The following is a 19,920-nucleotide window of genomic DNA, read 5'->3' on the forward strand; positions in this document are numbered from 1 at the left end:
CCAGGGGCCGGCGGCCCCCCCCCCCCCCCGGCCCGCGCGCCCCCCCCCGCCCCCCCCCCCCCCCCCGGCCCCGCCGCCCCCCCCCCCCCCCCCCGCCCCGCCGCCCCCCCCCCCCCCCCCCCCCCCCCCCCCCCCCCCCCCCCCGCCCGCCCCCCCCCCCCCCCCCCCCCCCCCCCTCGACCCGATCTTCGATCAGATGTCGCGGAAGGCGGTGATGTTCGCGCCGAGCTGGTTGAGCCGCTCGGCGAGATCCTCGTAGCCGCGGGCGATGACGTAGGTCGAGCGGAGCACCGAGGTGCCCTTCGAGGCGAGCATCGCGAGCAGCACGACGACCGCGGGACGCAGCGCCGGCGGGCAGACGATCTCGGTGCCGGAGAAGTGCGTCGGCCCCTCGATCATCACCCGGTGCGGGTCCATCAGCGTGACGTTGCCGCCGAGCTTGTTGAGCTCGGTCAGGTAGATCGCGCGGTTCTCGTAGACCCAGTCGTGCAGCAGCGTCTGACCCTGCGCCACCGCCGCGATCGCGGCGAAGAACGGCAGGTTGTCGATGTTGAGGCCCGGGAAGGGGAGCGGGTGGATCTTGTCCAGCGGCGCGTGCAGGACCGAGTGCTTGGAGGTGATGTCGACCAGGCGGGTCTTGCCGTTGAGCGCCAGGTACTCCTCGGAGAGGGTGTAGTTGAAGCCCATCTCCTCCAGCGTCGCCAGCTCGATCTCCATGAACTCGATCGGGACCCGCTTGATGGTGATCTCGGAGTCGGTCACGATCGCGGCGGTCAGCAGCGACATCGCCTCGATCGGGTCCTCGCTCGGCGCGTAGTCGACGTCGACGTCGATGACCTCGCGGCCGGTGACGCGCAGCGTGGTGGTGCCGATGCCCTCGACCTCGACGCCCAGCTTCTGCAGGTAGAAGCAGAGGTCCTGGACCATGTAGTTGGACGAGGCGTTGCGGATCACCGTGGTGCCCGGGTGCAGCGCTGCGGCCATCAGGGCGTTCTCGGTGACGGTGTCGCCACGCTCGGTCAGCACGATCGGACGACCCGGCTGGATCTCCCGGTTGACGCTGGCATGGTAGGCGCCGTCGGTGGCCTTGACCTCGAGGCCGAAGGGACGCAGGGCCGACAGGTGCGGCTCGACGGTGCGGGTGCCGAGGTTGCAGCCGCCGGCGTAGGGCAGCTCGAAGACGTCGAGGCGGTGCAGCAGCGGGCCGAGGAACATGATCACCGAGCGAGTCCGGCGCGCGGCCGCCTCGTCCACGGCGTCGAGGCGCAGCTCCTTCGGCGGCACGATCTCGAGGTCGTTGTCGTCGTTGAGCCAGCGGGTCTGCACGCCGATCGAGTTGAGCACCTCGATGATGCGGTTGACCTCTTCGATGCGTGCGACCTTGCGCAGCGTCGTACGGCCCCGGTTGAGGAGCGAGCCGACCAGGAGGGCGACCCCGGCGTTCTTCGAGGTCTTGACCGTGATCTCACCGGAGAGCTTCGTCGGGCCGGTGACGCGCAGGTGCGTCGGGCCGGCCCCGATGTCGACCAGGGAGGAGTCGAGAGCGGCGCCCACCCGGGCGATCATCTCGAGCGAGAGGTTCTGTTGCCCCTGCTCGATGCGGTTGATCGCGCTCTGGCTGGTGTTGAGAAGGTCAGCGAGCTGTGCCTGGGTGAGGCCCTTGTGCTTGCGCGCATCGCGAATCAGGTTCCCGATACGACCTTTGTATCCGTCGGTCATGGTGCACCACCGTAACTCATATATGAGATAAGCCTGGATTCCCCGCGAAGTGTCGGCGTTTCGTTTCATGACTGTTGCCTGCGGCCCCACGGGCCACCATGTGCAACATCTCGTACGCCGGGTGACAGGATGCCACCATGCGCGCGACGACGATCCATGGGGTGGGCGACATTCGCTTCACTGAGGTACCCGATCCTGCTCTGACGAAGCCCACCGACGCGATCGTGAAGGTCGTGGGCTCCTGCATCTGCGGCTCCGATCTGTGGAACTACCGCGGCTCCAACGGCGACATCGAGGAGCCGCGCACCATCGGCCACGAGTGCATCGGCGTGATCGAGGAGGTCGGTGCCGACGTACGCGACTTCAAGGCCGGCGACTTCGTGATCGTCCCCTTCGACCACTGCGACAACACCTGCCCGCACTGCCTGGCCGGGGTCCAGTCGGTCTGCGTGAACCTCGGCTTCACGATCAGCGGCCAGAGCGAGTACGCCTTGGTCACCCAGGCCGACGGCTCGCTGGTCAAGCTCGACGAGACTCCCGACACTTCGATGTACCCCGACCTGCTCGCGCTCACCGACGTGATGGCCACCGGCTGGCACGCGGCGGTCATGTCGGGCCTCGGCACGGGCGCCAAGGGCGGCACCGCGGTCGTGGTCGGTGACGGCGCGGTCGGCCTGTGCGGCGTGCTGGCCGCTGCTCAGCTCGGCGCCGAGCGGGTCGTGGCGATGTCGCGCCACGAGGCCCGCCAGGAGATCGCCAAGAAGTTCGGTGCCACCGACATCGTCGCGGCCCGCGGCAAGGAGGGCGAGGCGGCCGTACGGGAGCTCACCGGCGGCGTCGGGGCCGACTACGTCCTGGAGTGCGTCGGCACCGACCAGTCCTTCAAGACGGCCTCCAAGGTGGCCCGTCCGGGGGCGACCGTCGGGTTCGTCGGTGTCCCGCACGACGTCAACCTTCCGGTCAACGCGCTCTTCCGCACCAACGTCGGCCTCAAGGGCGGGATGGCACCGGTGCGCCGCTACCTCCCCGACCTCCTGTGCCTGACGCTGGAGGGCACGATCAACCCCGGTCTGGTCTTCGACAAGGCACTGCCGTTCGCGGAGGCCGCCGAGGGCTACCGCCTCATGGACGAGCGGCTCGCGACGAAGGTCCAGCTCACCTACTGAGCCACCCTGATCCCGGGCAGGGGATCGGCCGGACGCCTCATCTGCAAGACTCGGTCGATGCCCCGCACCGACACCATGCGCCTGCGCCCGCTGTCACCGGGCGACGAACACGTCTTCGCCGACTGGGCACACGATGAGGAGTTCCGGGTGGCCAACGGCTGGCCGGAGCGCGACCGTGACGGTCACCTCCGCCACTGGCGCCGCTTGATCGATTCTCCACCGCCCGAGCTCATCAGGCTCGCGGTGGAGCTCGACGAGGAGGTCGTCGGCTACGCCGATATCCACGGACTGGCCCCCGACACCCGCGAGCTCGGTATCGCCATCGGCCCCAGCTCGCGCTGGGGTCGTGGCCTCGGCCAGCGGGCCATCAAGACCGCGCTCACCTACGGCTTCTCCGTGCTCGACCTGACCCGCATCTGGGCCGAGACGCACGAGACCAACACGCGCGCCAAGAAGCTCTTCGGCACGACCGGCTTCATCGAGACCGGCCGCCACGGCTCCGACACCTACCGCGGCGAGGACGTCAGTCTCGTCCAGTACGCCGTCGAACGCCCCTACTGACCCACTCGAGACGTCAGCTACGTCGGCCGAGAGGTCACTTAGGACGGCCGAGACGTCATGCCCTGACGCTTCGACCGACGGGGCTGACGTCTCGGCCGACGTAGCTGACGTCTCGGCTGATGGGGTGACGGCTGGTCAGCCGCTGATGCGTACGGGCTTCTCCTCGGGATAGCCCTCGGGCAGGAGCATGGTGCCGTCCTGGTGGCGGTAGAGGACCTGCCAGTGCCAGTAGAGGTCGTACGCGGCGGGGGACCGCTTCATCTGCTCGGCGTAGGCGCTGACAGCGGCCACGTAGCGGTCGGAATGGTTGTAGGACCACAGTGCCCCGGCCATGTCGCCGGGTGCGCCGTTGTTGGCGAGCATGCGTCCGGCGGCCATGATCGCGTCGGCGGGGTCGTTGATGTCGCCGCCGGCGCCGTACTGGGCGAAGGTCGAGGGCAGGAACTGCATCGGGCCCTGGGCACCCGCGGTGCTCGTGCCGCGGATGCGGCCCATGCGGGTCTCGACCAGGTGGACGGCCGCGAGGTACTGCCACGGCGTCCCTGTCACCCGCTGCGCCCTGCGGTAGAGCGGGTGCAGATCGTCCGGCATCGGCGGTGTCAGGATCCGCCAGTCCGGGAGCTCGGGCTGAGGGTCGGTCATGACCATGAGGTCTCGTGCCGCGGCGATGTCCGCCGCGAGCTGGGCCCGGTCGGCGCGGCCGAGCGCGCTCAGCACGGCATCAGCCTTCGCCTTCGACCCGCGGGCGAGGTCGCGTGCGGTCGTCTGCTCGAACAGCGCGGCCTCACGTACGTCCTCGGCTCCCGACTTCCCGGCGGCGACCGTCGCCATCGCCTGGGTGAGGCGATCTGCCAGCGGTACCGACGCATCGTCGAGCGGGACCGTCTCCGGTGACGGGGCGGGCGTCGACAGGGCGGGCGAGGGCGCCGGCGGAGCGCCGGCCGGATCCGAGGACGGCTCACCGCCACAGCCGGCGACGAGCGCCAGGGCTGTGGCGGTGGCCAGGGCAGCGAGCCGGGTGCGCACGCGTTCGACGCTACCCGACGGTCACTGCGCGCCGCTCTGCCCGATGATGGCCGCGAGCTCGGCCGGCTTGGACAGCTGCGGCCAGTGCCCCGTGGGCAGGTCGACGAAGGTCGCGTCCTTGTGCTTCGGGATGGCGGCGACCGACTCGGTGCCGTCGGCGATCCACTCCTTCAGATCAGCGGCGGTGTATTCGGGGCAGACGAAGACCGCCGGGACCGAGTAGCGCCGTTCGTCACCGAGCTCGAACGGCTCGGAGGTCAGGCTGGCGGGGGAGGGCCGCAGGAGTGCCTCGAAGGCGGCGCGGTCGAGGTCACGCACGTCGGCCTCGTCGAACTCCTCCCATGGCACCGGCGGCAGGTCGGCGCCGTCGGTCGGGAAGTTCTTGGCCGGGATCATCCCCGGCTCCGCCGGCCACCCGCCGACGTAGACCACGGCGGCGACCTTGTCGACGCGCGCATCGAGAGCCGCACCGGCCACGGCACAGCCCATCGAGTGGCCGACGAGGATCACCGGCGCGGTCGACTCGTCGATGGCGGCCACGACGGCGGCGACCTGGTCGGCGACGTGCACGCCGGACCGGTCGGTCTCGGTCGACTCGAGGCCGGGCAGGGTGAGCGGCCGCGGGGTGTGGCCGGCGTCGGTCAAGTGGGGGACGACGAGGTCCCATGAGGAGGCATCCAGCCAGAGGCCGGGTACGAGAACGATGTCCATGAAACGATCCTCTGCCCGGTTGCGGACGATCTACTTCCGCCACCCGGACCAATCTGAAGTTTCCGGCTTTCGAACACAAGAACGGTGACCACCGCAGTTGCGATGGTCACCGTTTCTGGACGCCCGAGACAGCTGACGTCAGGTCGTTCAGCGAGCGCCGGCGACCTCCAGAAGCTCCGCGACCTCGTGGGCGCGGCAGTCGCAGTCGGAGTCGCACGGCAAGAAGCGGTGACGTGCGTGACCGCAGTCGCGGCACGGCATGTCGTGAGAAAGCGTGAAGCTCTGCACCTCAACGGTGTCCCACATAATTAATTCATCCCCCAGAGAATGTTGGTTGGCCTTATATCGGTGAAACTGCATCGGTGAAGCTGCCTGATATGTAACACGATAATCCGCGACTTCGGAAGAGCTCGGACAACACGCCGAGACATTGTTTTCCCTGGTCAGTCGACCGATATGCTTATTCGGTCGACCGATAGATAAACTCATAAGGGGCAGTTGTTGATGCCGTGTGGACGTCCGCTTTACCGGTGGCAGGAAGGCGCTCTCGCGTGTTGATCGAATGAGAACAGAACGCAGAACTGCAGGTCACCACCGACAAGGTGGTGTCAGTTCGGGGGCGGTTCCGGAGGGCAGAACACCCAGAGGCGAAGGTCCCAGCCGCCCTGGCTGACCCGAGCGGGTCGGGGTCCGGGACCTCTTGCAGGGAATCTCACGGGACTGTTGAGAGTTCTACTAGTCGTGAAGAACATCGGATTCTTGTCTTTCGGCCACTGGACACCGTCGCCCTACTCGCAGACGCCGTCGGCACGGGACGCGCTGATCCAGGGGATCGACCTCGCGGTCGCCGCCGAGGAGCTGGGGGTGGACGGTGCGTACTTCCGGGTCCACCACTTCGCCCGCCAGTACGCCTCGCCCTTCCCGCTGCTGTCCGCGGTCGGCGCCCGCACCTCGAGGATCGAGATCGGCACCGGTGTCATCGACATGCGCTACGAGAACCCGCTCTACATGGCCGAGGACTCGGCGGCCGCCGACCTCATCTCCGGCGAGCGCCTGCAGCTCGGGATCAGCCGCGGCTCACCCGAGCAGGTCATCGACGGATGGCGCTACTTCGGCTACGACCCCGGCGAGAACGCGTCCGAGGCCGACATGGCCCGCGCTCACACCGAGACGTACCTCAAGATCATCGAGGGGGCGCAGTTCGCCGAGCCCAACCCGCGGCCGATGTTCCCCAACCCGCCGGGCAAGCTCCGGATCGAGCCCTACTCCGAGACCCTGCGCGACCGGATCTGGTGGGGTTCGAGCTCGCTGGCGACCGCCCGCTGGGCGGCCGGGCTCGGGATGAACCTGCAGAGCTCGACCCTGAAGAACGACGAGAACGGCAAGCCGTTCCACATCCAGCAGCGCGAGCAGATCGAGGCCTACCGCGAAGCCTGGAAGGAGGCCGGGCACGAGCGTCAGCCGCGCGTCTCGGTCTCGCGCTCCATCTTCGCCCTCGTCAACGACGAGGACCGTCGCTACTTCGGTCTCGACCGGCAGACCAAGGACCAGATCGGCAACATCGACGACCAGACCCGCGCGATCTTCGGGCGTTCGTACGCCGCCGAGCCCGACGTCCTGGTCAAGGAGCTCGCCGAGGACGAGGCGATCCAGGCGGCCGACACGCTGCTGCTCACGGTGCCGAACCAGCTCGGCGTCGACTACAACGCTCATGCCCTGGAGAGCATCCTGACCCACGTCGCCCCTGACCTGGGCTGGCGATAGAAACCTGGGGACCGCGCAACTTCCGAGTCACAATAGGGCGCATAATCGTTGTCAACCGCCCCACGTGGCCGCGCCATTGGCTACCGTGCAGGGCGACCGTTATTCAAGGGGGACCCCTGTTGGCCACGTACGCTGAGCTGCTCGACGTCTATCTTCGCGACCCGGGTCCGGAGTCGCTGAGAGCCCTACGTGAGGCGATCCTGGAAGCTCCGAACTTCCGGCCCGATCTCGAGATCACCGAGATGGTCGCACCGATGATGTCGGTCGGCGACTACGCCGGCGCGATCGCCGCGGTCCACGGGCTGATGCCCGGCGCGATCTTCAGCCCGTCGGCCCACGCCGCCCTCGCCGACGCCCAGCGCGGCCTCGGCAACCTCGAGCAGGCCCAGCGCGAGTCGATCCTGGCCCAGTCGGCGCTCGACAGCATCATCAGCACGGGGGAGGGCACCGAGTCCGAGCCGTGGTCGGTGCTGCGGACCAGCGACGCCTACGACGTGGTGCTGGCCTCGGGCAAGACGCCGCGATCGCAGGTCGCTGTCGGCAAGCTCGACCGGATCGTCTGCACCGACTCGACGGTCTGGTTCTTCGACACCAGCAACGACTTCGCCAGAGCCTGACGACAGCGTGCCCAGATCCGTACTGATCACCGGCGCTGCCGCCGGCATCGGCCGGGCGACCGCGCTCCGCTTCGCCCGCGCGGGGTGGCTGGTCGGCGCCTACGACATCGACCTCGACGGCCTGGAGTCCCTGGCGGCCGAGGTCGAGCCGCTCGCCGGCGAGCTGGTCACCGGCACCCTGGACGTACGTGACGCCGCGTCCTGGCAGGCCGCGCTGGACGGTTTCGTCGCCGTGAGCGGCGGCAGTCTCGACGTACTCGTCAACAACGCCGGCATCATCGCGATCGGCACGTTCGCCGACCTACCGCTGGATCGGCAGCAGGCGATCATCGACGTCAACGTCAAGGGCCTGGTCAACGGCTGCCACCTCGCGCGACCCTTCCTGCGGCCCGGCTCCCACGTCGTCAACCTCGCCTCCGCCTCGGCCATCTACGGCCAGCCGGGCATGGCGATCTACTCCGCCACGAAGTTCGCCGTACGCGGTCTCTCCGAGGCCCTCGACCTGGAGTGGGCCGCCGACGGGATCACGGTGACCGCGCTATGGCCGCTGTTCGCGGACACCTCGATGGTGTGGGGTCACGACTTCCCGGCGCTGCGGCGGCTCAAGGTCTCGCTCACGCCCGATGATGTCGCCGAGTCCGTCTACGCGGCCGCGACCAGCGGCCACGGCCTGCTCGGCGGCGTCCATCGCGGTGTCGGCACCAAGGCGAGATTCCTGCTCGGCCTCTCCGGAGTCACCCCGAGCTGGGCCAACCGGATGTTCAACCGACTCATCTCCACCTGAGCCCCACCCCGCCGAATCCGCAGAAGTGGGCACCGAGTCCGCACTTGTGGGCGACGAAACCACAGTTTCGTCGCCCGTTTCTGCAGTCTCGGCGCCCACAAGTGCGGTTTCGGCGGGTTCTGATTGTTCACCGGGTTGTTGCCGGTAGGGACGGTGTGCGTCGGGTTCTTGACGGGACCGGGGCTCACGCTCGGGAGCATGATGAGTCGCACCTTGCGGATCCTGCTCGCCGGGTTGGTTGCCGTCGTCGTCGCCTCCGCGGCGCTGAGCGCGGCGACGGCCGACGAGCCCCGGGCCTCTGGTCAGGGGCAGGTGGTCTTCGACCGGCATGAGGTGGCGCCCGAGGATGCGCGACCGGGTGGTGGCGCGGCGCCGTTCGAGACCGGGGTGGTGATCGTGCTCAACACGCTGCTTCTCGGCGGGCTCGTGGGCGGGATCCTCTGGGGCAGGCGGCGCCTCGGCTGCGCCGACTCCGCACTGCCTCGACTGTCCGCATAGCGAGAATTCCGTCTCATTTATCGGGATTCCCCGCGTACAGTCGATGCATGTCGACCTACACGCATGGCCATCACGAGTCGGTGCTGCGCTCGCACAGGTGGCGTACGGCGGAGAACTCCGCCGCCTACCTGCTGCCGCACCTGAGCCCTGAGCAGCGACTGCTCGACGTGGGTGCCGGGCCGGGGACGATCACGCTCGATCTTGCCGGCCGGGTCGCTCACGTGACCGCGACGGAGATCGGGGAGCCGGAGCTCGAGCTGTCTCGGCGGGCCGCCGAGGCCGGAGGAGTCGCGAACGTCGACTTCCGGGTCGAGGACGTGCACGCGCTGAGCATCGAGGACGATGCGTACGACGTCGTTCACGCGCATCAGGTGCTGCAGCACGTGGCGGACCCGGTGCAGGCGCTGCGGGAGATGCGGCGGGTGACGAAGGCCGGGGGCGTCGTGGCCGTGCGCGACAGCGACTACGCGGCCTTCGTCTGGTGGCCGGAGTCGGCCGAGCTGACCGAGTGGCTGCGCCTGTACCGGCGGGCCGCCCGGGCCAACGGCGCTCAGCCCGACGCGGGCCGGCGGCTGGTCACCTGGGCGCGCGCGGCCGGGTTCACCGATGTGACCGCGACCTCGAGCACCTGGTGCTTCTCCACCCCCGAGGACCGGGCCTGGTGGGGCGGGATGTGGGCGGACCGGTTCACCGATTCGGCGGTCGCCCGGCAGATCGTCGACTCCGGAGACGCCACGACCGCCGACCTCGCCCGGATTGCGGACGGGTGGCGGTCGTGGGCTGAGGCGGAGGACGGTTGGTTCTCCGTCCTCCACGGCGAGATCCTGGCTCGCGCCTGAGGGTCGATCCGAGCCTCAGCGCCGCAGGATCCGCGCCGAGAGCGTGTTGCCGAGCAGCTGGATGACCTGCACCAGCGCGACCAGGATGAGCACGCAGACCCAGGTGACGGTCGGGTCGTACTGGCGGTAGCCGAAGGTCTGGGCGAAGCTGCCCAGACCGCCGCCGGCGATCAGCCCGGCAACCGCCGACATGTCGACGACCGCGACGAAGGCGAAGGTGTAGCCGAGGATGATCGGCGCCAGCGCCTCGGGGAGGACGACGGTCGCCGCGATCCGGGCTCGGCTCGCGCCCATCGCCCGGGCGGCCTCGATGACTCCCGGCGGGACCGTCACGAGGTTCTGCTCGATGATCCGGGCGATGCCGAACATCGCGGCGAGGATCAGCGAGAACACCACCGCCGGCATCCCGATCCCGGTGCCGACGACCAGCCGCGCTGCCGGCTGGACGGCGGCGATGAAGATGATGAACGGGATCGGCCGGAAGAAGTTGACCAGGACGTTGAGGACGACCGAGACGACTGCGTTCTCGTACAGCCCACCCTTGCGGGTCAGGTAGAGGCCGAGCGCGAGCAGCAGGCCCAGGGTGCCGCCGATCAGCATCGTCAGCGCCACCATGAGCAGCGTCTCGCCGGTGGCCTGCCAGATGTCGGGCCACAGCTCGCCGAGGCGGGTATCGGTGGGGAGAAGCATCACAGCTCCTTGGCGGGGACGAGGGCGGACAGCTCGCGTACGGCCTCGTCGACAGAGGCCGCGGGACCGTCGAGCGCGAGCGTCAGGTTGCCGAAGGTGGCTCCCTGGATCTCCTCGATGCCACCGAAGACGAGCTCGAAGGCGACCCCGCGCTCGAGAAGGACCGCGAAGAGGTCGGCCTGGCGGGGACCGCCCTCGCGCAGCTCGAGCTTCACGAACCGGCCAGGATGGCGAGACCTCAGCGCGGCCAGCGCGTCGGGGGCCGGCTCGTCATCGACGACGGTGCCGACGAAGCGCCGGGTCACCGGCTGCTGCGGCGCCGAGAAGACGTCGTAGACCGCTCCGGACTCGACGATCCGCCCGTTCTCCATGACCGCGACGTGGTCGGCGAGCTCGCGGACGACCTCCATCTCGTGGGTGATCGCCACGATGGTGGTGCCGAACTCCTCGTTGACCCGCTTCAGGAGCCGCAGCACCTCGTGGGTGGTCTCCGGGTCGAGCGCGCTGGTGGCCTCGTCGGCGAGCAGCAACGAGGGGTTGGTGGTCAGCGCGCGGGCGATGCCGACACGCTGCTTCTGGCCGCCGGAGAGGTTGCGCGGGTAGGTGTGGGCCTTGTCGGGGAGCCCGACGAAGTGGAGCAGCTCGGAGATCCGGCGCTGCTGCTCGGCCTTGGCGACGCCGGCGATCTGCAGCGGGTAGGCCAGGTTGCCCCAGACCGTACGCGACTCGAAGAGGTTGAACTGCTGGAAGATCATCCCGATGCCCAGCCGGATCCGCCGCAACTGCCGCTCGTGCAGGCCGACGAGCTCGGTGCCGCCGATCTGGATCGAGCCCGAGGTGGCGGGCTCGAGGCCGTTGAGCAGGCGTACCAGCGTGGACTTGCCGGCGCCGGAGTAGCCGACGATCGCCTGTACGTCACCGGCGGCGATGTCGAGGTCGACGTCGGCCACGGCGGGCACCTCGTTGCGACCCTTTGCTGCCGGGTAGGTCTTGGTGACGTCGCGGAGCCGCACCAGCGGCTCCGCAACGGTGGCCGGGTGCGTCACTGACGCTCCTTGACCTGCTTCTCGGTGTCCTCGAGCGACTTCTGCAGGTCCTCGACCGGGATCTTGACGAGCTCGGCGGTGTTGCCGGAGGTCTCGTAGACCCCCTGCTGCACGTCCTCGTTGGTCTGGAAGATCTCGAGGAGCTTCTTGTAGGTCGCGTTGTCCTTGTCCTCGGCGCGCGCGGCGAAGATGTTGACGTAGGGGAGCGCCTTGGGGTCGGTGGGGTCGTCGGTGGCGAGCGCGTCCTCGAACTTCAGGCCCGCGTCCTCGACGAAGTCGTTGTTGATGATCGCCGCGGCGACGTCGGGGAGCGAGGAGGCTGTGATCGAGGCCTGGACCGCCCGGACCTTCACCTTGGACGCGGCCGTGTCGACCTCCTTGACGGTGCTGAAGGGCGTGCCGCCGTCGGTCAGCTCGATCAGGCCCTTGGACTGGAGCAGCACCAGGCCGCGGGCCTGGTTGGTCTCGTCGTCGGGGACGATCACGGTCTCGCCGGCCTTGATGTCCTCGAGGCTCTTGTACTTGGAGGAGTAGAGGCCCAGGGGATAGGTCGCGGTCGACCCGAGCGCGATCAGGTCGTCGTCGTTGTTCACGTTGTAGTCGGCCAGGAAGATGATGTGCTGGAACTGGTTGAGGTCCAGCTCGCCCTCCGAGAGCGCCGGGTTGGGTTGGTTGTAGTCGCCGAAGTTCTTGACCTCGAGGTCGATGCCCTCCTCGCGAGCGGCGTCCTGGAAGGTCTTCCAGTAGGGGTCGTCGGCGCCGACGACGCCGAGGGTGACCTTGGTCAGCTCGCTGCCGGAGTCGTCGTCGCGGGTGAGGAAGAACGCGAGGCCGCCGATCACGACGGCGGCGGCGACGACGATCCCGATGATCAGCGGGAGTTTGGACTTGGGAGCCTCGATGAGCGGGGTGGGCTCAGGCGTGTTGGAGGACACGGGTGGGAACCTCTTCTAGACGGGGATGTCTCGACGATGAGAGTGGACAGCCTGGTTGTTGTCCACTGAAACAGTAGACTTAACGAGGATCACACTCGGATTGTCGGTCACACGCCGAGACGTGTCACGGACCCGTCCCGGCGTGTGTTAAAGACATGTTTTCCGAGGTCAGGCGAGGTCCCGTCGCCTCATCACGACCATCGCGGCGATCGCGGCGACCAGGACGTACGCGGAGACGGTGATCAGCGCCCGCTCGCCCGAGATCGCGTCGAGGACTCCCGGAGTGCCGTTGGGTCCGCCGATGATCGCGCCCGCCAACGAGCCTCCGGCGGTTCCCGGCAGGGCTTCGGTGACCGTCTCGATGCCCGAGAGCAGGCTGCCGACGCCGCGGAGCAGGTTCTCGACCACCAACGACCAGACCAGGCCCAGGCCGACGGCGAGCGCCGGTCCCTTGGCGAGTACGCCGACCAGGAACCCGAGCAGCGCCCACATCTCCAGCACCAGGAACCCGGCACCGAAGGACTGCGCCAGATCGCTGAGGGCGGGCATGGTGATCGACTGTCCCTCGGTCGCCGCGATCGCCACCGAGACGCCGGCGCACAGGACCAGGGTCGCGGTCATCATCGCGAAGATGAAGATCGTGACCGCGGCCAGCGAGCCGCCGACAGCGGTGGACCGGCTCGGCCCCTGGGTGAAGACGGTCTTCCAGGTGCCCCAGCCGAACCCGTTGCCGGCCACCAGCGCACCGACCACCATCGCCAGCGCACCGCCGAACATCGGCAGGCCGCTGACGATCACGTCGGGGATCGCGTTCGGCATCAGCTCGGCCAGCAGCTGGGCGTTGCCGGCGCCATCACCGGCGAAGTTGTCGTCGCCGGTCTTGTAGGCGACATAGTTGAAGACGTACCCGAAGGAGAGCGAGAGCGCCAGCCAGGCGCCGACGATCACCCAGATCGCCGACCACTTGCGCAGGCGGAGCATCTCGGCCCGGGTGCTGTTCAGGAATGCGTTCATGACACGACCTCCTTGTTGCTGGTCATCTCGACACTGGTCATCTCGAAGAAGGCGTCCTCCAGGGAACGCTCCGCGACGGTGACCTCGTGGACATCGATGGAGTGGGCGACCAGATGACGTACGACCTCGGGGGCCGCGGTGATGGGCAGGTCGACCTCGAGGGTCTCGTTGCCGATACGACGTACGCCTTCATCGCCGGCCAGCCGCATGACGGCGGCCAGGGCGGCGTCCTCAGGGGTCGCCCGGACCCGGAGGGTCGCTCCGCCGCGCAGCTCGGCAACGGTCGACTCACGCAGCAGGCGGCCGTTGTTGATGACGCCGACGCGGTCGCAGATCTCCTGCACCTCCGCCAGGATGTGGCTCGACAGGATCACCGTCTGGCCGGCCTCGGCGAGCGCGACCACCAGGGCACGCATGTCGGCCATGCCGGCGGGGTCGAGCCCGTTGGTGGGCTCGTCCAGAACGAGCAGGTCGGGGGAGCCGAGCATCGCGGCGGCGACGCCGAGGCGCTGCTTCATCCCCAGCGAATAGCCCTTGAAGGCATCCTTCGCCCGGTCGGCGAGGTCGACCATCTCGAGCACCCGGTCGACCTCGGTGGTCGGCAGCCCCTGGTAGCGAGCCATCGTGCGCAGGTTGTCGCGGCCGCTCAGGTAGGGGTAGAAGCCGGGACCCTCGATCAGGGCGCCGATGCGGGCGGTGACCTCGGGTCGTCCGGCGGGACGACCCAGGACGCTGGCCGATCCGGCGGTGGGCCGGATCAGGCCGAGCATCATCCGCAAGGTGGTCGTCTTGCCGGCCCCGTTGGGGCCGAGGAAGCCGTACACCTCGCCACGCATGACGGTCATGCTGACCCGGTCGACGGCGAGCCTGTCGCCGTACCGCTTGGTCAGCCCGTCGGTCTCAACCACGAGTTCGTTCATGCCTCCCACGCTCTCCTGGCGGCCCCGCCGTTGGCGTCGGCGCGGATGAGGCTCCGGGTTACGCAGATCTGCGTAGGCGACCGGCCGCTTTTGTCGTACGTCCCGGGCGCCCGCGCGAACTACGGTGGGTCCATGTCCCGGATCCGTCGCCACTGGCTGCCGTGGCTGGTCGTCGTGGTGGAGCTGGTCGGCTCGCTGGGCAGCAACGCCCAGGCCGACACCCGCGGACCGGCCGTGCTGGCCGCACTCCTCGCGCTCGTCGCCGTCGTCCCGGTGCTGCTGCGGGAACCACCCGGCTGGGTGCTCGCGGTCAGCGGGCTCTGTGTCGGCGTCTACTTCACCGCGGGCTACGCGGACGGGCCGATCTTCATGGCGCTGCCCGCGGTCACCTTCGCGGTGGCGTGGTCGCTGCCACCACGGAAGTGGGTCGGTTGGGCGGTCGTGGGCGCGGCCCTCGTGGCCACCGGGATCATGCTGAACCCGGCGGAGAGCCCCCGGTTCGACGGTGGTCGCGGCCCCTGGGGGCCCGACGGCGGACCGGAGGGCGACCTGTCGCAGTGGCAGGCCTTCGGGCAGGTCGCCCTGATCGCCGCGAGCGGTGCGATCGCCAGCGCGCTGCGCTCTCGCAACGAGGCCCGCGCCCAGCGGCAGCGCCGGGTGGTCAGCGACGAGCGGGTGCGGATGGCCACCGACCTGCACGACGGTGTCGGTCACGGGCTCGCGGTCATCGCCATGCAGGCCGGCGCCGCGCTGCACGTGCTCGACCGCGACCCAGCCGCGGCCCGCCGCAACCTGGAGGCGATCCGTGCCGAGAGCAAGGAGTCGCTCGACCTGCTGCGCAGCCAGCTGGCCCGTCTGACCGACACCGAGAACGGAGCCGGTCCGGCGCCGCGGGCACCCGAGCACGGGCTCGCCGACCTGCCTGCTCTGGTCGAGCGGGTGCGCACCGGGGGACTGGAGGTCGTGCTCCGTGTCGAGGTGGACTCGGCCTCGGTGGAAGCGGAACGGGCCGCGTACGCCGTGGTCCAGGAGGGGCTGACCAACGTGCTGCGACATGCCGGAGCATCGCGGGCCGAGGTGTCCGTGGTCGCCGTCTCCGGCGCCGAGCTGCTCGTGACGGTGCATGACGACGGGCGGGGATCGGACATGCCGAGCAAAGAAAGGCGCTCTGGGATGGGAATTGTGGGAATGCGGTCGCGCGTCGAGGCACTTGGAGGCACCCTAGATGCGGGGCCGGAGGTACGGGGCTTCCGGCTGCGGGCCTCCATCCCGCTTTCAGGGTCCTCGGCGGGTGGCGCGGAGGGGCTGGCATGAGCATGACCGATCACACGCTGATCAGGGTTGCTCTGGTCGATGACCAGCCCCTCGTTCGCATGGGCCTGGCGACGATGATCGGGGCCGAACCCGACCTGGAGGTCGTCGGTGAGGCCTCCGACGGCAGCGACGCCCTGCCGATGCTGCGCCGCACCCACCCCGATGTGGTCCTGTGCGACATCCGGATGCCGGTTCTCGACGGTCTCGGCATGCTGGAGCAGGTCACCCGCGACCCCTCGCTGAAGGACGTACGGGTGGTGATGCTGACGACCTTCGAGCTCGACGAGTACGTCTTCGAGGCACTCCGGCTGGGAGCGAGCGGGTTCCTGCTCAAGGACGCCGAGCCGGTCGCGCTGCTGGACGCGATCCGGGTGGTCGCCGAGGGTGGTTCGCTGCTCGCGCCGACGGTGACCAAGCGGGTGATCGAGGAGTTCGGTTCCTCACGCCGGGCGGCGAATCCGCATCCACGTCTGGGGGACCTGACCGAGCGTGAGCGGGAGATGGTCGCTTGGGTGGCCACCGGCCGCTCCAACGCCGAGATCGCCGCCGAGCTCGTGGTCAGCCCGGACACGGTCCGCACCCACGTCTCGCGGGCGATGGTGAAGCTGCATGCTCGGGACCGCGCGCAGCTCGTCGTCTTCGCGATCGAGTCCGGCTTGAAGATCTAGGCGGCCAGCGGAACGCTGCCGGGCATCACGACCGGTGCGCACGAGCACGTCTCGCTGCAGGCCAGGTAGGTGTGCACCTCGTGTCCGCAGCGCGGGCACGGCAGGAAGTGCGACATCGGGAAGCTGTGTACGTTGCCGTTCTCGGGGTGCTGAGCTGTGTCCCACATGACTTTCTCCCATCCGCGTTGTTTGTGCCTTCACCTACTCCACGAGTGTGCGCGCGCGAATTCGACACATTTACTTCGACACGCGGCAGATTCATCAAATGGGAGGATCGAGGAGTGACGACCGACCAGGAGCAACGACTGCGTGACCTGAAGCTGTTGCGGCAGGTGAAGGACCGGATCGACCGGGAGTACGCGCAGCCGCTCGACGTAGAGGCATTGGCCAGCGGCGTACACATGTCGGCCGGCCATCTGAGCAGGGAGTTCCGCAAGGCCTACGGCGAGCCGCCCTACTCCTACCTGATGACCCGCCGGGTGGAGCGGGCCATGACCCTGCTGCGGCGCGGCGACCTCAGCGTGACCGACATCTGCTTCGCGGTCGGCTTCGGGTCGCTGGGGACGTTCTCGACCCGGTTCAGCGAGCTCGTCGGGATGTCGCCGAGCCTCTACCGAGAGAAGGCCTCGGCCGGTGGAGCGGGGATTCCACCGTGCGTGTCCAAGCAGGTGACCAGACCGGTCAGGCGGAGTTCGATCAGGAATGGAGAAGCCAAGGTGCCGGACCCCTACATAACGTGAGGTCCATGGACATCAACATCTGCCACAGCTACCTTCCGCACACCGACCCCGAGGCCTCGCTGAGGTTCTACCGCGACCTGCTGGGATTCGAGGTGAGGAAGGACGTCGGGTACGAGGCGATGCGCTGGCTCACCATCGGGCCGCCCTCGCAGCCCGCTGTGAGCGTCGTGCTCTACCCGCCGCTCGCCGACCCGAACATCAGCGAGGAGGAGGGCCGGGTCATCCAGGAGATGATGGCCAAGGGCACCTTCGCCAGCCTGATGCTCTCCTCCACCGACGTCGACGCCGCCTTCGAGAAGGTCCAGGCCGGCATCGAGGCCAGCGGCGGCGAGATCATGTCGGAGCCGACCGACCAGGACTGGGGCATGCGGGACTGCTCCTTCCGCGATCCGGCCGGAAACACCATCCGGCTGCAGCAGGTCAAGTGAGGCGGAAATGTGCAGGCCTGGATTCACGCCTCCGACTAGCCTGATCGCCATGACCGACCCCGGCTCGAACGAGCACAGCGCAGACACTCACGACCTGATCCGAGTCCAGGGGGCCCGGCAGAACAACCTCAAGGACATCTCGGTCGAGATCCCCAAGCGCCGGCTCTCGGTGTTCACCGGGGTGTCGGGGTCGGGGAAGTCGTCGCTCGTCTTCGGCACGATCGCGGCGGAGTCGCGGCGGCTGATCGACGAGACGTACTCGACGTTCATCCAAGGGTTCATGCCCAGCCTGCCGCGACCCGAGGTCGACGCGATGGAGGGCTTGACCACCGCCATCCTGGTCGACCAGGAGCGGCTCGGCGCCAACCCGCGCTCGACGCTGGGCACGGTCACCGACGCCCACGCGATGCTGCGCTCGCTGTTCAGTCGGCTGGGGGAGCCGTTCATCGGTGGCCCGACCGCGTTCTCCTTCAACATCCCCACCACCCGCGCGAGCGGCGTGATGACCGGGCCCAAGGGCGAGAAGACGATCGTCAAGGACGCGGTCTATCTCGGCGGCATGTGCGCCGAGTGCGAGGGCCGCGGGACGATCTCCGATCTCGACCTCGCTGCCATCATCGACGAGTCGAAGTCGCTGGTCGACGGGGCGATCCTCGTGCCCGGCTACACCGCCGACGGGTGGATGGTGGCGGCCTACAAGGTGGTCGTGCCCGAGGACGTACCCATCACGGAGATGACCGAGGAGCAGCGTCACGACCTGCTCTACGCCGAGCCGCGCAAGATCAAGCTCGAGGGCATCAACATGACCTACGAGGGCCTGATCCCGAAGATCCGCAAGTCGATGTTCAGCAAGGACGTCGAGGCGCTGCAGCCCCACATCAAGAAGTTCGTGGAAGCGGCGGCGGTCTTCAAGCCGTGCCCGGCCTGCGGCGGGACCCGGCTCAACGAGTCGGCGCTCTCCTCGAAGATCCGCGGCAAGTCGATCGCGGACGTGTGCGCGATGCAGGTCACCGACGCCGCGGAGTGGCTCAGGACCATCGACGAGCCCGGGGTGGCGCCGCTGGTCGCCGGGCTCCTGCACCTGTTCGACTCGTTCGTCGAGATCGGTCTGGGCTATCTCTCCCTCGACCGGCCGTCGGGGACCCTGAGCGGTGGTGAGGCGCAGCGTACGAAGATGGTCCGTCACCTCGGCTCCGCACTGACCGACGTGACCTACGTCTTCGACGAGCCGACCGTCGGCCTGCACCCGCACGACATCCAGCGGATGAACAAGCTGCTCCTCGACCTGCGCGACAAGGGCAACACCGTCCTGGTCGTCGAGCACAAGCCGGAGACCATCGCGATCGCCGACCACGTCGTCGACCTCGGTCCGGGCGCGGGCAGCGACGGCGGCACGATCTGCTTCGAGGGCACCTTCGAGGGGCTCGCCGGCGCCGACACGCTGACCGGGCGCCACCTCGGGCACCGGGCGTCGGTGAAGGAGACGGTCCGCGAGCCGAAGGGGCACCTGGAGATCCGCGGAGCGACCTCGCACAACCTGCGCAACGTCGACGTAGACGTGCCGCTCGGCGTGCTGACGGTCGTCACCGGTGTGGCCGGGTCGGGGAAGTCGTCGCTGATCCACGGTTCGATCCCTGCCGGCGCCGACGTGGAGTTCGTCGACCAGAGCGCGATCAAGGGGTCGCGGCGCAGCAACCCGGCGACGTACACGGGTCTTCTCGAGCCCATCCGTAAGGCGTTCGCGAAGGCCAACGGGGTCAAGCCGGCGCTCTTCTCGGCCAACTCCGAGGGCGCCTGCCCGACCTGCAAGGGCAACGGGATGATCTACACCGAGCTCGGGTTCATGGAGACCGTCGCGTCGCCTTGTGAGGACTGCGGCGGCAAGCGGTTCCAGGCGCTGGTGCTCGAGTACCGTCTCGGCGGGCTCAACATCGCCGAGGTGCTCGACCTCTCGGTCGCCAAGGCGCTCGCCTTCTTCTCGGAGGGGGAGTCGAAGGTGGCTCCGGCCGCCAAGATCCTGGAGCGGATGTCCGACGTCGGTCTCGGCTACCTCAAGCTCGGCCAGCCGCTCAACACCCTCTCCGGTGGCGAGCGGCAGCGGATCAAGCTGGCCATGCACCTGGGGGAGAAGGGCGGGACGTACGTCCTGGACGAGCCGACCACCGGTCTCCACCTCGCCGACGTCGACAACCTGCTGGCGCTGCTCGACAAGCTGGTCGACGCCGGCAAGTCGGTGATCGTGATCGAGCACCACCAGGCGGTCATGGCGCACGCCGACTGGATCATCGACCTCGGCCCGGGTGCCGGTCACGACGGCGGCCTGGTCGTCTTCGAAGGCACTCCCGCCGAGCTCGTCGCGAAGAAGTCGACGCTCACCGGCGAGCACCTGGCGGCGTACGTCGGGGAGTGACCGTAGCGCAGCGGGTGGCACGAATCACGCCTGTTTGCGGCTATCTGGATGCGGTGGCGGTAGAGGGTCG

At 68.8% G+C, this 19,920-nt stretch carries 21 protein-coding genes; 12 read left to right on the forward strand and 9 right to left on the reverse strand.

Features of this window, described 5'->3' with window-relative positions:
• Nucleotides 1-192: 192 nt before the first annotated feature.
• A complete protein-coding gene (locus ACIRON_RS27985; RefSeq protein WP_378727206.1) occupies nt 193-1,719 on the reverse strand; it encodes a UDP-N-acetylglucosamine 1-carboxyvinyltransferase in 1,527 nt (508 codons plus the stop codon).
• A gap of 137 nt (nt 1,720-1,856) precedes the next feature.
• Between ACIRON_RS27985 and ACIRON_RS27990 the strand changes: the two genes are divergently transcribed.
• On the forward strand, nt 1,857-2,885 hold the full coding sequence (locus ACIRON_RS27990; protein ID WP_402997822.1) for a zinc-dependent alcohol dehydrogenase family protein: 1,029 nt from the start codon (nt 1,857-1,859) through the stop codon (nt 2,883-2,885).
• A gap of 57 nt (nt 2,886-2,942) precedes the next feature.
• Nucleotides 2,943-3,446: a GNAT family N-acetyltransferase gene (locus ACIRON_RS27995; RefSeq protein WP_091041867.1), complete on the forward strand. Its 504-nt coding sequence runs from the start codon at nt 2,943-2,945 to the stop codon at nt 3,444-3,446.
• A gap of 135 nt (nt 3,447-3,581) precedes the next feature.
• Here the strand turns inward: ACIRON_RS27995 and ACIRON_RS28000 are convergent, their stop codons facing one another.
• Nucleotides 3,582-4,472, reverse strand: coding sequence for a transglycosylase SLT domain-containing protein (locus ACIRON_RS28000; protein WP_402997825.1), 891 nt, complete (start codon nt 4,470-4,472; stop codon nt 3,582-3,584).
• Between the two features lie 21 nt (nt 4,473-4,493).
• Nucleotides 4,494-5,183: an alpha/beta fold hydrolase gene (locus ACIRON_RS28005; RefSeq protein WP_402997828.1), complete on the reverse strand. Its 690-nt coding sequence runs from the start codon at nt 5,181-5,183 to the stop codon at nt 4,494-4,496.
• A gap of 741 nt (nt 5,184-5,924) precedes the next feature.
• On the opposite strand from ACIRON_RS28005, the gene ACIRON_RS28010 reads away from it, so the two are divergent.
• The 5 genes from ACIRON_RS28010 (at nt 5,925) to ACIRON_RS28030 (ending at nt 9,685) form a co-directional block, all read left to right on the forward strand.
• Nucleotides 5,925-6,947 (forward strand): LLM class flavin-dependent oxidoreductase, encoded by a 1,023-nt coding sequence (locus tag ACIRON_RS28010; RefSeq protein ID WP_402997831.1) that lies wholly within the window; start codon nt 5,925-5,927, stop codon nt 6,945-6,947.
• A gap of 119 nt (nt 6,948-7,066) precedes the next feature.
• Nucleotides 7,067-7,564: a DUF4919 domain-containing protein gene (locus ACIRON_RS28015; RefSeq protein ID WP_402997833.1), complete on the forward strand. Its 498-nt coding sequence runs from the start codon at nt 7,067-7,069 to the stop codon at nt 7,562-7,564.
• Between the two features lie 7 nt (nt 7,565-7,571).
• A complete protein-coding gene (locus ACIRON_RS28020) occupies nt 7,572-8,348 on the forward strand; it encodes an SDR family oxidoreductase (protein WP_402997836.1) in 777 nt (258 codons plus the stop codon).
• Nucleotides 8,349-8,546: 198 nt separating this feature from the next.
• The gene (locus ACIRON_RS28025; RefSeq protein ID WP_402997839.1) at nt 8,547-8,846 is read left to right on the forward strand and encodes a hypothetical protein; all 300 of its coding nucleotides are present in this window, start codon (nt 8,547-8,549) and stop codon (nt 8,844-8,846) included.
• Between the two features lie 47 nt (nt 8,847-8,893).
• Nucleotides 8,894-9,685, forward strand: a complete 792-nt coding sequence (locus ACIRON_RS28030) for a class I SAM-dependent methyltransferase (RefSeq protein ID WP_402997842.1) — start codon at nt 8,894-8,896, stop codon at nt 9,683-9,685.
• A gap of 15 nt (nt 9,686-9,700) precedes the next feature.
• On the opposite strand, the gene ACIRON_RS28035 is transcribed toward ACIRON_RS28030, so the two are convergent.
• The 5 genes from ACIRON_RS28035 to ACIRON_RS28055 all read right to left on the reverse strand — a co-directional run bounded on the left by ACIRON_RS28035 (nt 9,701) and on the right by ACIRON_RS28055 (nt 14,290).
• The gene (locus tag ACIRON_RS28035; protein ID WP_350844522.1) at nt 9,701-10,375 is read right to left on the reverse strand and encodes an ABC transporter permease subunit; all 675 of its coding nucleotides are present in this window, start codon (nt 10,373-10,375) and stop codon (nt 9,701-9,703) included.
• A complete protein-coding gene (locus tag ACIRON_RS28040; protein WP_402997846.1) occupies nt 10,375-11,421 on the reverse strand; it encodes a methionine ABC transporter ATP-binding protein in 1,047 nt (348 codons plus the stop codon). The genes ACIRON_RS28035 and ACIRON_RS28040 overlap by 1 nt, the downstream gene beginning before the upstream one ends.
• Nucleotides 11,418-12,356 carry a MetQ/NlpA family ABC transporter substrate-binding protein gene (locus tag ACIRON_RS28045; protein ID WP_402997849.1) on the reverse strand — a complete coding sequence of 313 codons (939 nt, stop codon included), beginning with the start codon at nt 12,354-12,356 and terminating at the stop codon, nt 11,418-11,420. The genes ACIRON_RS28040 and ACIRON_RS28045 overlap by 4 nt, the downstream gene beginning before the upstream one ends.
• A 168-nt stretch (nt 12,357-12,524) precedes the next feature.
• Nucleotides 12,525-13,370 (reverse strand): ABC transporter permease, encoded by an 846-nt coding sequence (locus ACIRON_RS28050; RefSeq protein WP_402997851.1) that lies wholly within the window; start codon nt 13,368-13,370, stop codon nt 12,525-12,527.
• A complete protein-coding gene (locus ACIRON_RS28055) occupies nt 13,367-14,290 on the reverse strand; it encodes an ABC transporter ATP-binding protein (RefSeq protein WP_402997854.1) in 924 nt (307 codons plus the stop codon). Before ACIRON_RS28055 ends, ACIRON_RS28050 begins: the two co-directional genes overlap by 4 nt.
• A gap of 132 nt (nt 14,291-14,422) precedes the next feature.
• On the opposite strand from ACIRON_RS28055, the gene ACIRON_RS28060 reads away from it, so the two are divergent.
• Nucleotides 14,423-15,604 (forward strand): sensor histidine kinase, encoded by a 1,182-nt coding sequence (locus ACIRON_RS28060; RefSeq protein WP_402997856.1) that lies wholly within the window; start codon nt 14,423-14,425, stop codon nt 15,602-15,604.
• Nucleotides 15,601-16,272, forward strand: a complete 672-nt coding sequence (locus ACIRON_RS28065; protein ID WP_402997859.1) for a response regulator — start codon at nt 15,601-15,603, stop codon at nt 16,270-16,272. The genes ACIRON_RS28060 and ACIRON_RS28065 overlap by 4 nt, the downstream gene beginning before the upstream one ends.
• On the opposite strand, the gene ACIRON_RS28070 is transcribed toward ACIRON_RS28065, so the two are convergent.
• Nucleotides 16,269-16,439: a hypothetical protein gene (locus tag ACIRON_RS28070; RefSeq protein ID WP_402997862.1), complete on the reverse strand. Its 171-nt coding sequence runs from the start codon at nt 16,437-16,439 to the stop codon at nt 16,269-16,271. The genes ACIRON_RS28065 and ACIRON_RS28070 overlap by 4 nt on opposite strands.
• A gap of 114 nt (nt 16,440-16,553) precedes the next feature.
• On the opposite strand from ACIRON_RS28070, the gene ACIRON_RS28075 reads away from it, so the two are divergent.
• Genes ACIRON_RS28075 through ACIRON_RS28085 form a run of 3 tightly spaced genes read left to right on the forward strand, consistent with a single transcriptional unit; the run spans nt 16,554 to nt 19,850 of the window.
• A complete protein-coding gene (locus ACIRON_RS28075; protein WP_402997865.1) occupies nt 16,554-17,012 on the forward strand; it encodes a helix-turn-helix transcriptional regulator in 459 nt (152 codons plus the stop codon).
• 5 nt (nt 17,013-17,017) lie between these two features.
• On the forward strand, nt 17,018-17,440 hold the full coding sequence (locus tag ACIRON_RS28080; RefSeq protein WP_402997868.1) for a VOC family protein: 423 nt from the start codon (nt 17,018-17,020) through the stop codon (nt 17,438-17,440).
• A gap of 49 nt (nt 17,441-17,489) precedes the next feature.
• Nucleotides 17,490-19,850 (forward strand): ATP-binding cassette domain-containing protein, encoded by a 2,361-nt coding sequence (locus ACIRON_RS28085; RefSeq protein ID WP_402997871.1) that lies wholly within the window; start codon nt 17,490-17,492, stop codon nt 19,848-19,850.
• The last annotated feature ends 70 nt before the right edge of the window (nt 19,851-19,920 follow it).

Origin of the sequence: Nocardioides sp. NPDC101246 (genome assembly GCF_044767415.1) — a bacterium.
In the GTDB taxonomy this organism is placed as follows: domain Bacteria; phylum Actinomycetota; class Actinomycetes; order Propionibacteriales; family Nocardioidaceae; genus Nocardioides.

Excerpts from the sequence above, each read along its gene's own strand:
- ACIRON_RS28065 (WP_402997859.1), top strand. The coding sequence starts at position 15,601 with ATGAGCATGACCGATCACACGCTGATCAGGGTTGCTCTGGTCGATGAC.
- ACIRON_RS28055 (WP_402997854.1), bottom strand. The coding sequence starts at position 14,290 with ATGAACGAACTCGTGGTTGAGACCGACGGGCTGACCAAGCGGTACGGC.
- ACIRON_RS28070 (WP_402997862.1), bottom strand. The coding sequence starts at position 16,439 with ATGTGGGACACAGCTCAGCACCCCGAGAACGGCAACGTACACAGCTTC.
- ACIRON_RS27995 (WP_091041867.1), top strand. The coding sequence starts at position 2,943 with ATGCCCCGCACCGACACCATGCGCCTGCGCCCGCTGTCACCGGGCGAC.
- ACIRON_RS28050 (WP_402997851.1), bottom strand. The coding sequence starts at position 13,370 with ATGAACGCATTCCTGAACAGCACCCGGGCCGAGATGCTCCGCCTGCGC.
- ACIRON_RS28025 (WP_402997839.1), top strand. The coding sequence starts at position 8,547 with ATGATGAGTCGCACCTTGCGGATCCTGCTCGCCGGGTTGGTTGCCGTC.
- ACIRON_RS28060 (WP_402997856.1), top strand. The coding sequence starts at position 14,423 with ATGTCCCGGATCCGTCGCCACTGGCTGCCGTGGCTGGTCGTCGTGGTG.
- ACIRON_RS27985 (WP_378727206.1), bottom strand. The coding sequence starts at position 1,719 with ATGACCGACGGATACAAAGGTCGTATCGGGAACCTGATTCGCGATGCG.
- ACIRON_RS28085 (WP_402997871.1), top strand. The coding sequence starts at position 17,490 with ATGACCGACCCCGGCTCGAACGAGCACAGCGCAGACACTCACGACCTG.
- ACIRON_RS28030 (WP_402997842.1), top strand. The coding sequence starts at position 8,894 with ATGTCGACCTACACGCATGGCCATCACGAGTCGGTGCTGCGCTCGCAC.
- ACIRON_RS28080 (WP_402997868.1), top strand. The coding sequence starts at position 17,018 with ATGGACATCAACATCTGCCACAGCTACCTTCCGCACACCGACCCCGAG.
- ACIRON_RS28005 (WP_402997828.1), bottom strand. The coding sequence starts at position 5,183 with ATGGACATCGTTCTCGTACCCGGCCTCTGGCTGGATGCCTCCTCATGG.
- ACIRON_RS28035 (WP_350844522.1), bottom strand. The coding sequence starts at position 10,375 with ATGCTTCTCCCCACCGATACCCGCCTCGGCGAGCTGTGGCCCGACATC.
- ACIRON_RS27990 (WP_402997822.1), top strand. The coding sequence starts at position 1,857 with ATGCGCGCGACGACGATCCATGGGGTGGGCGACATTCGCTTCACTGAG.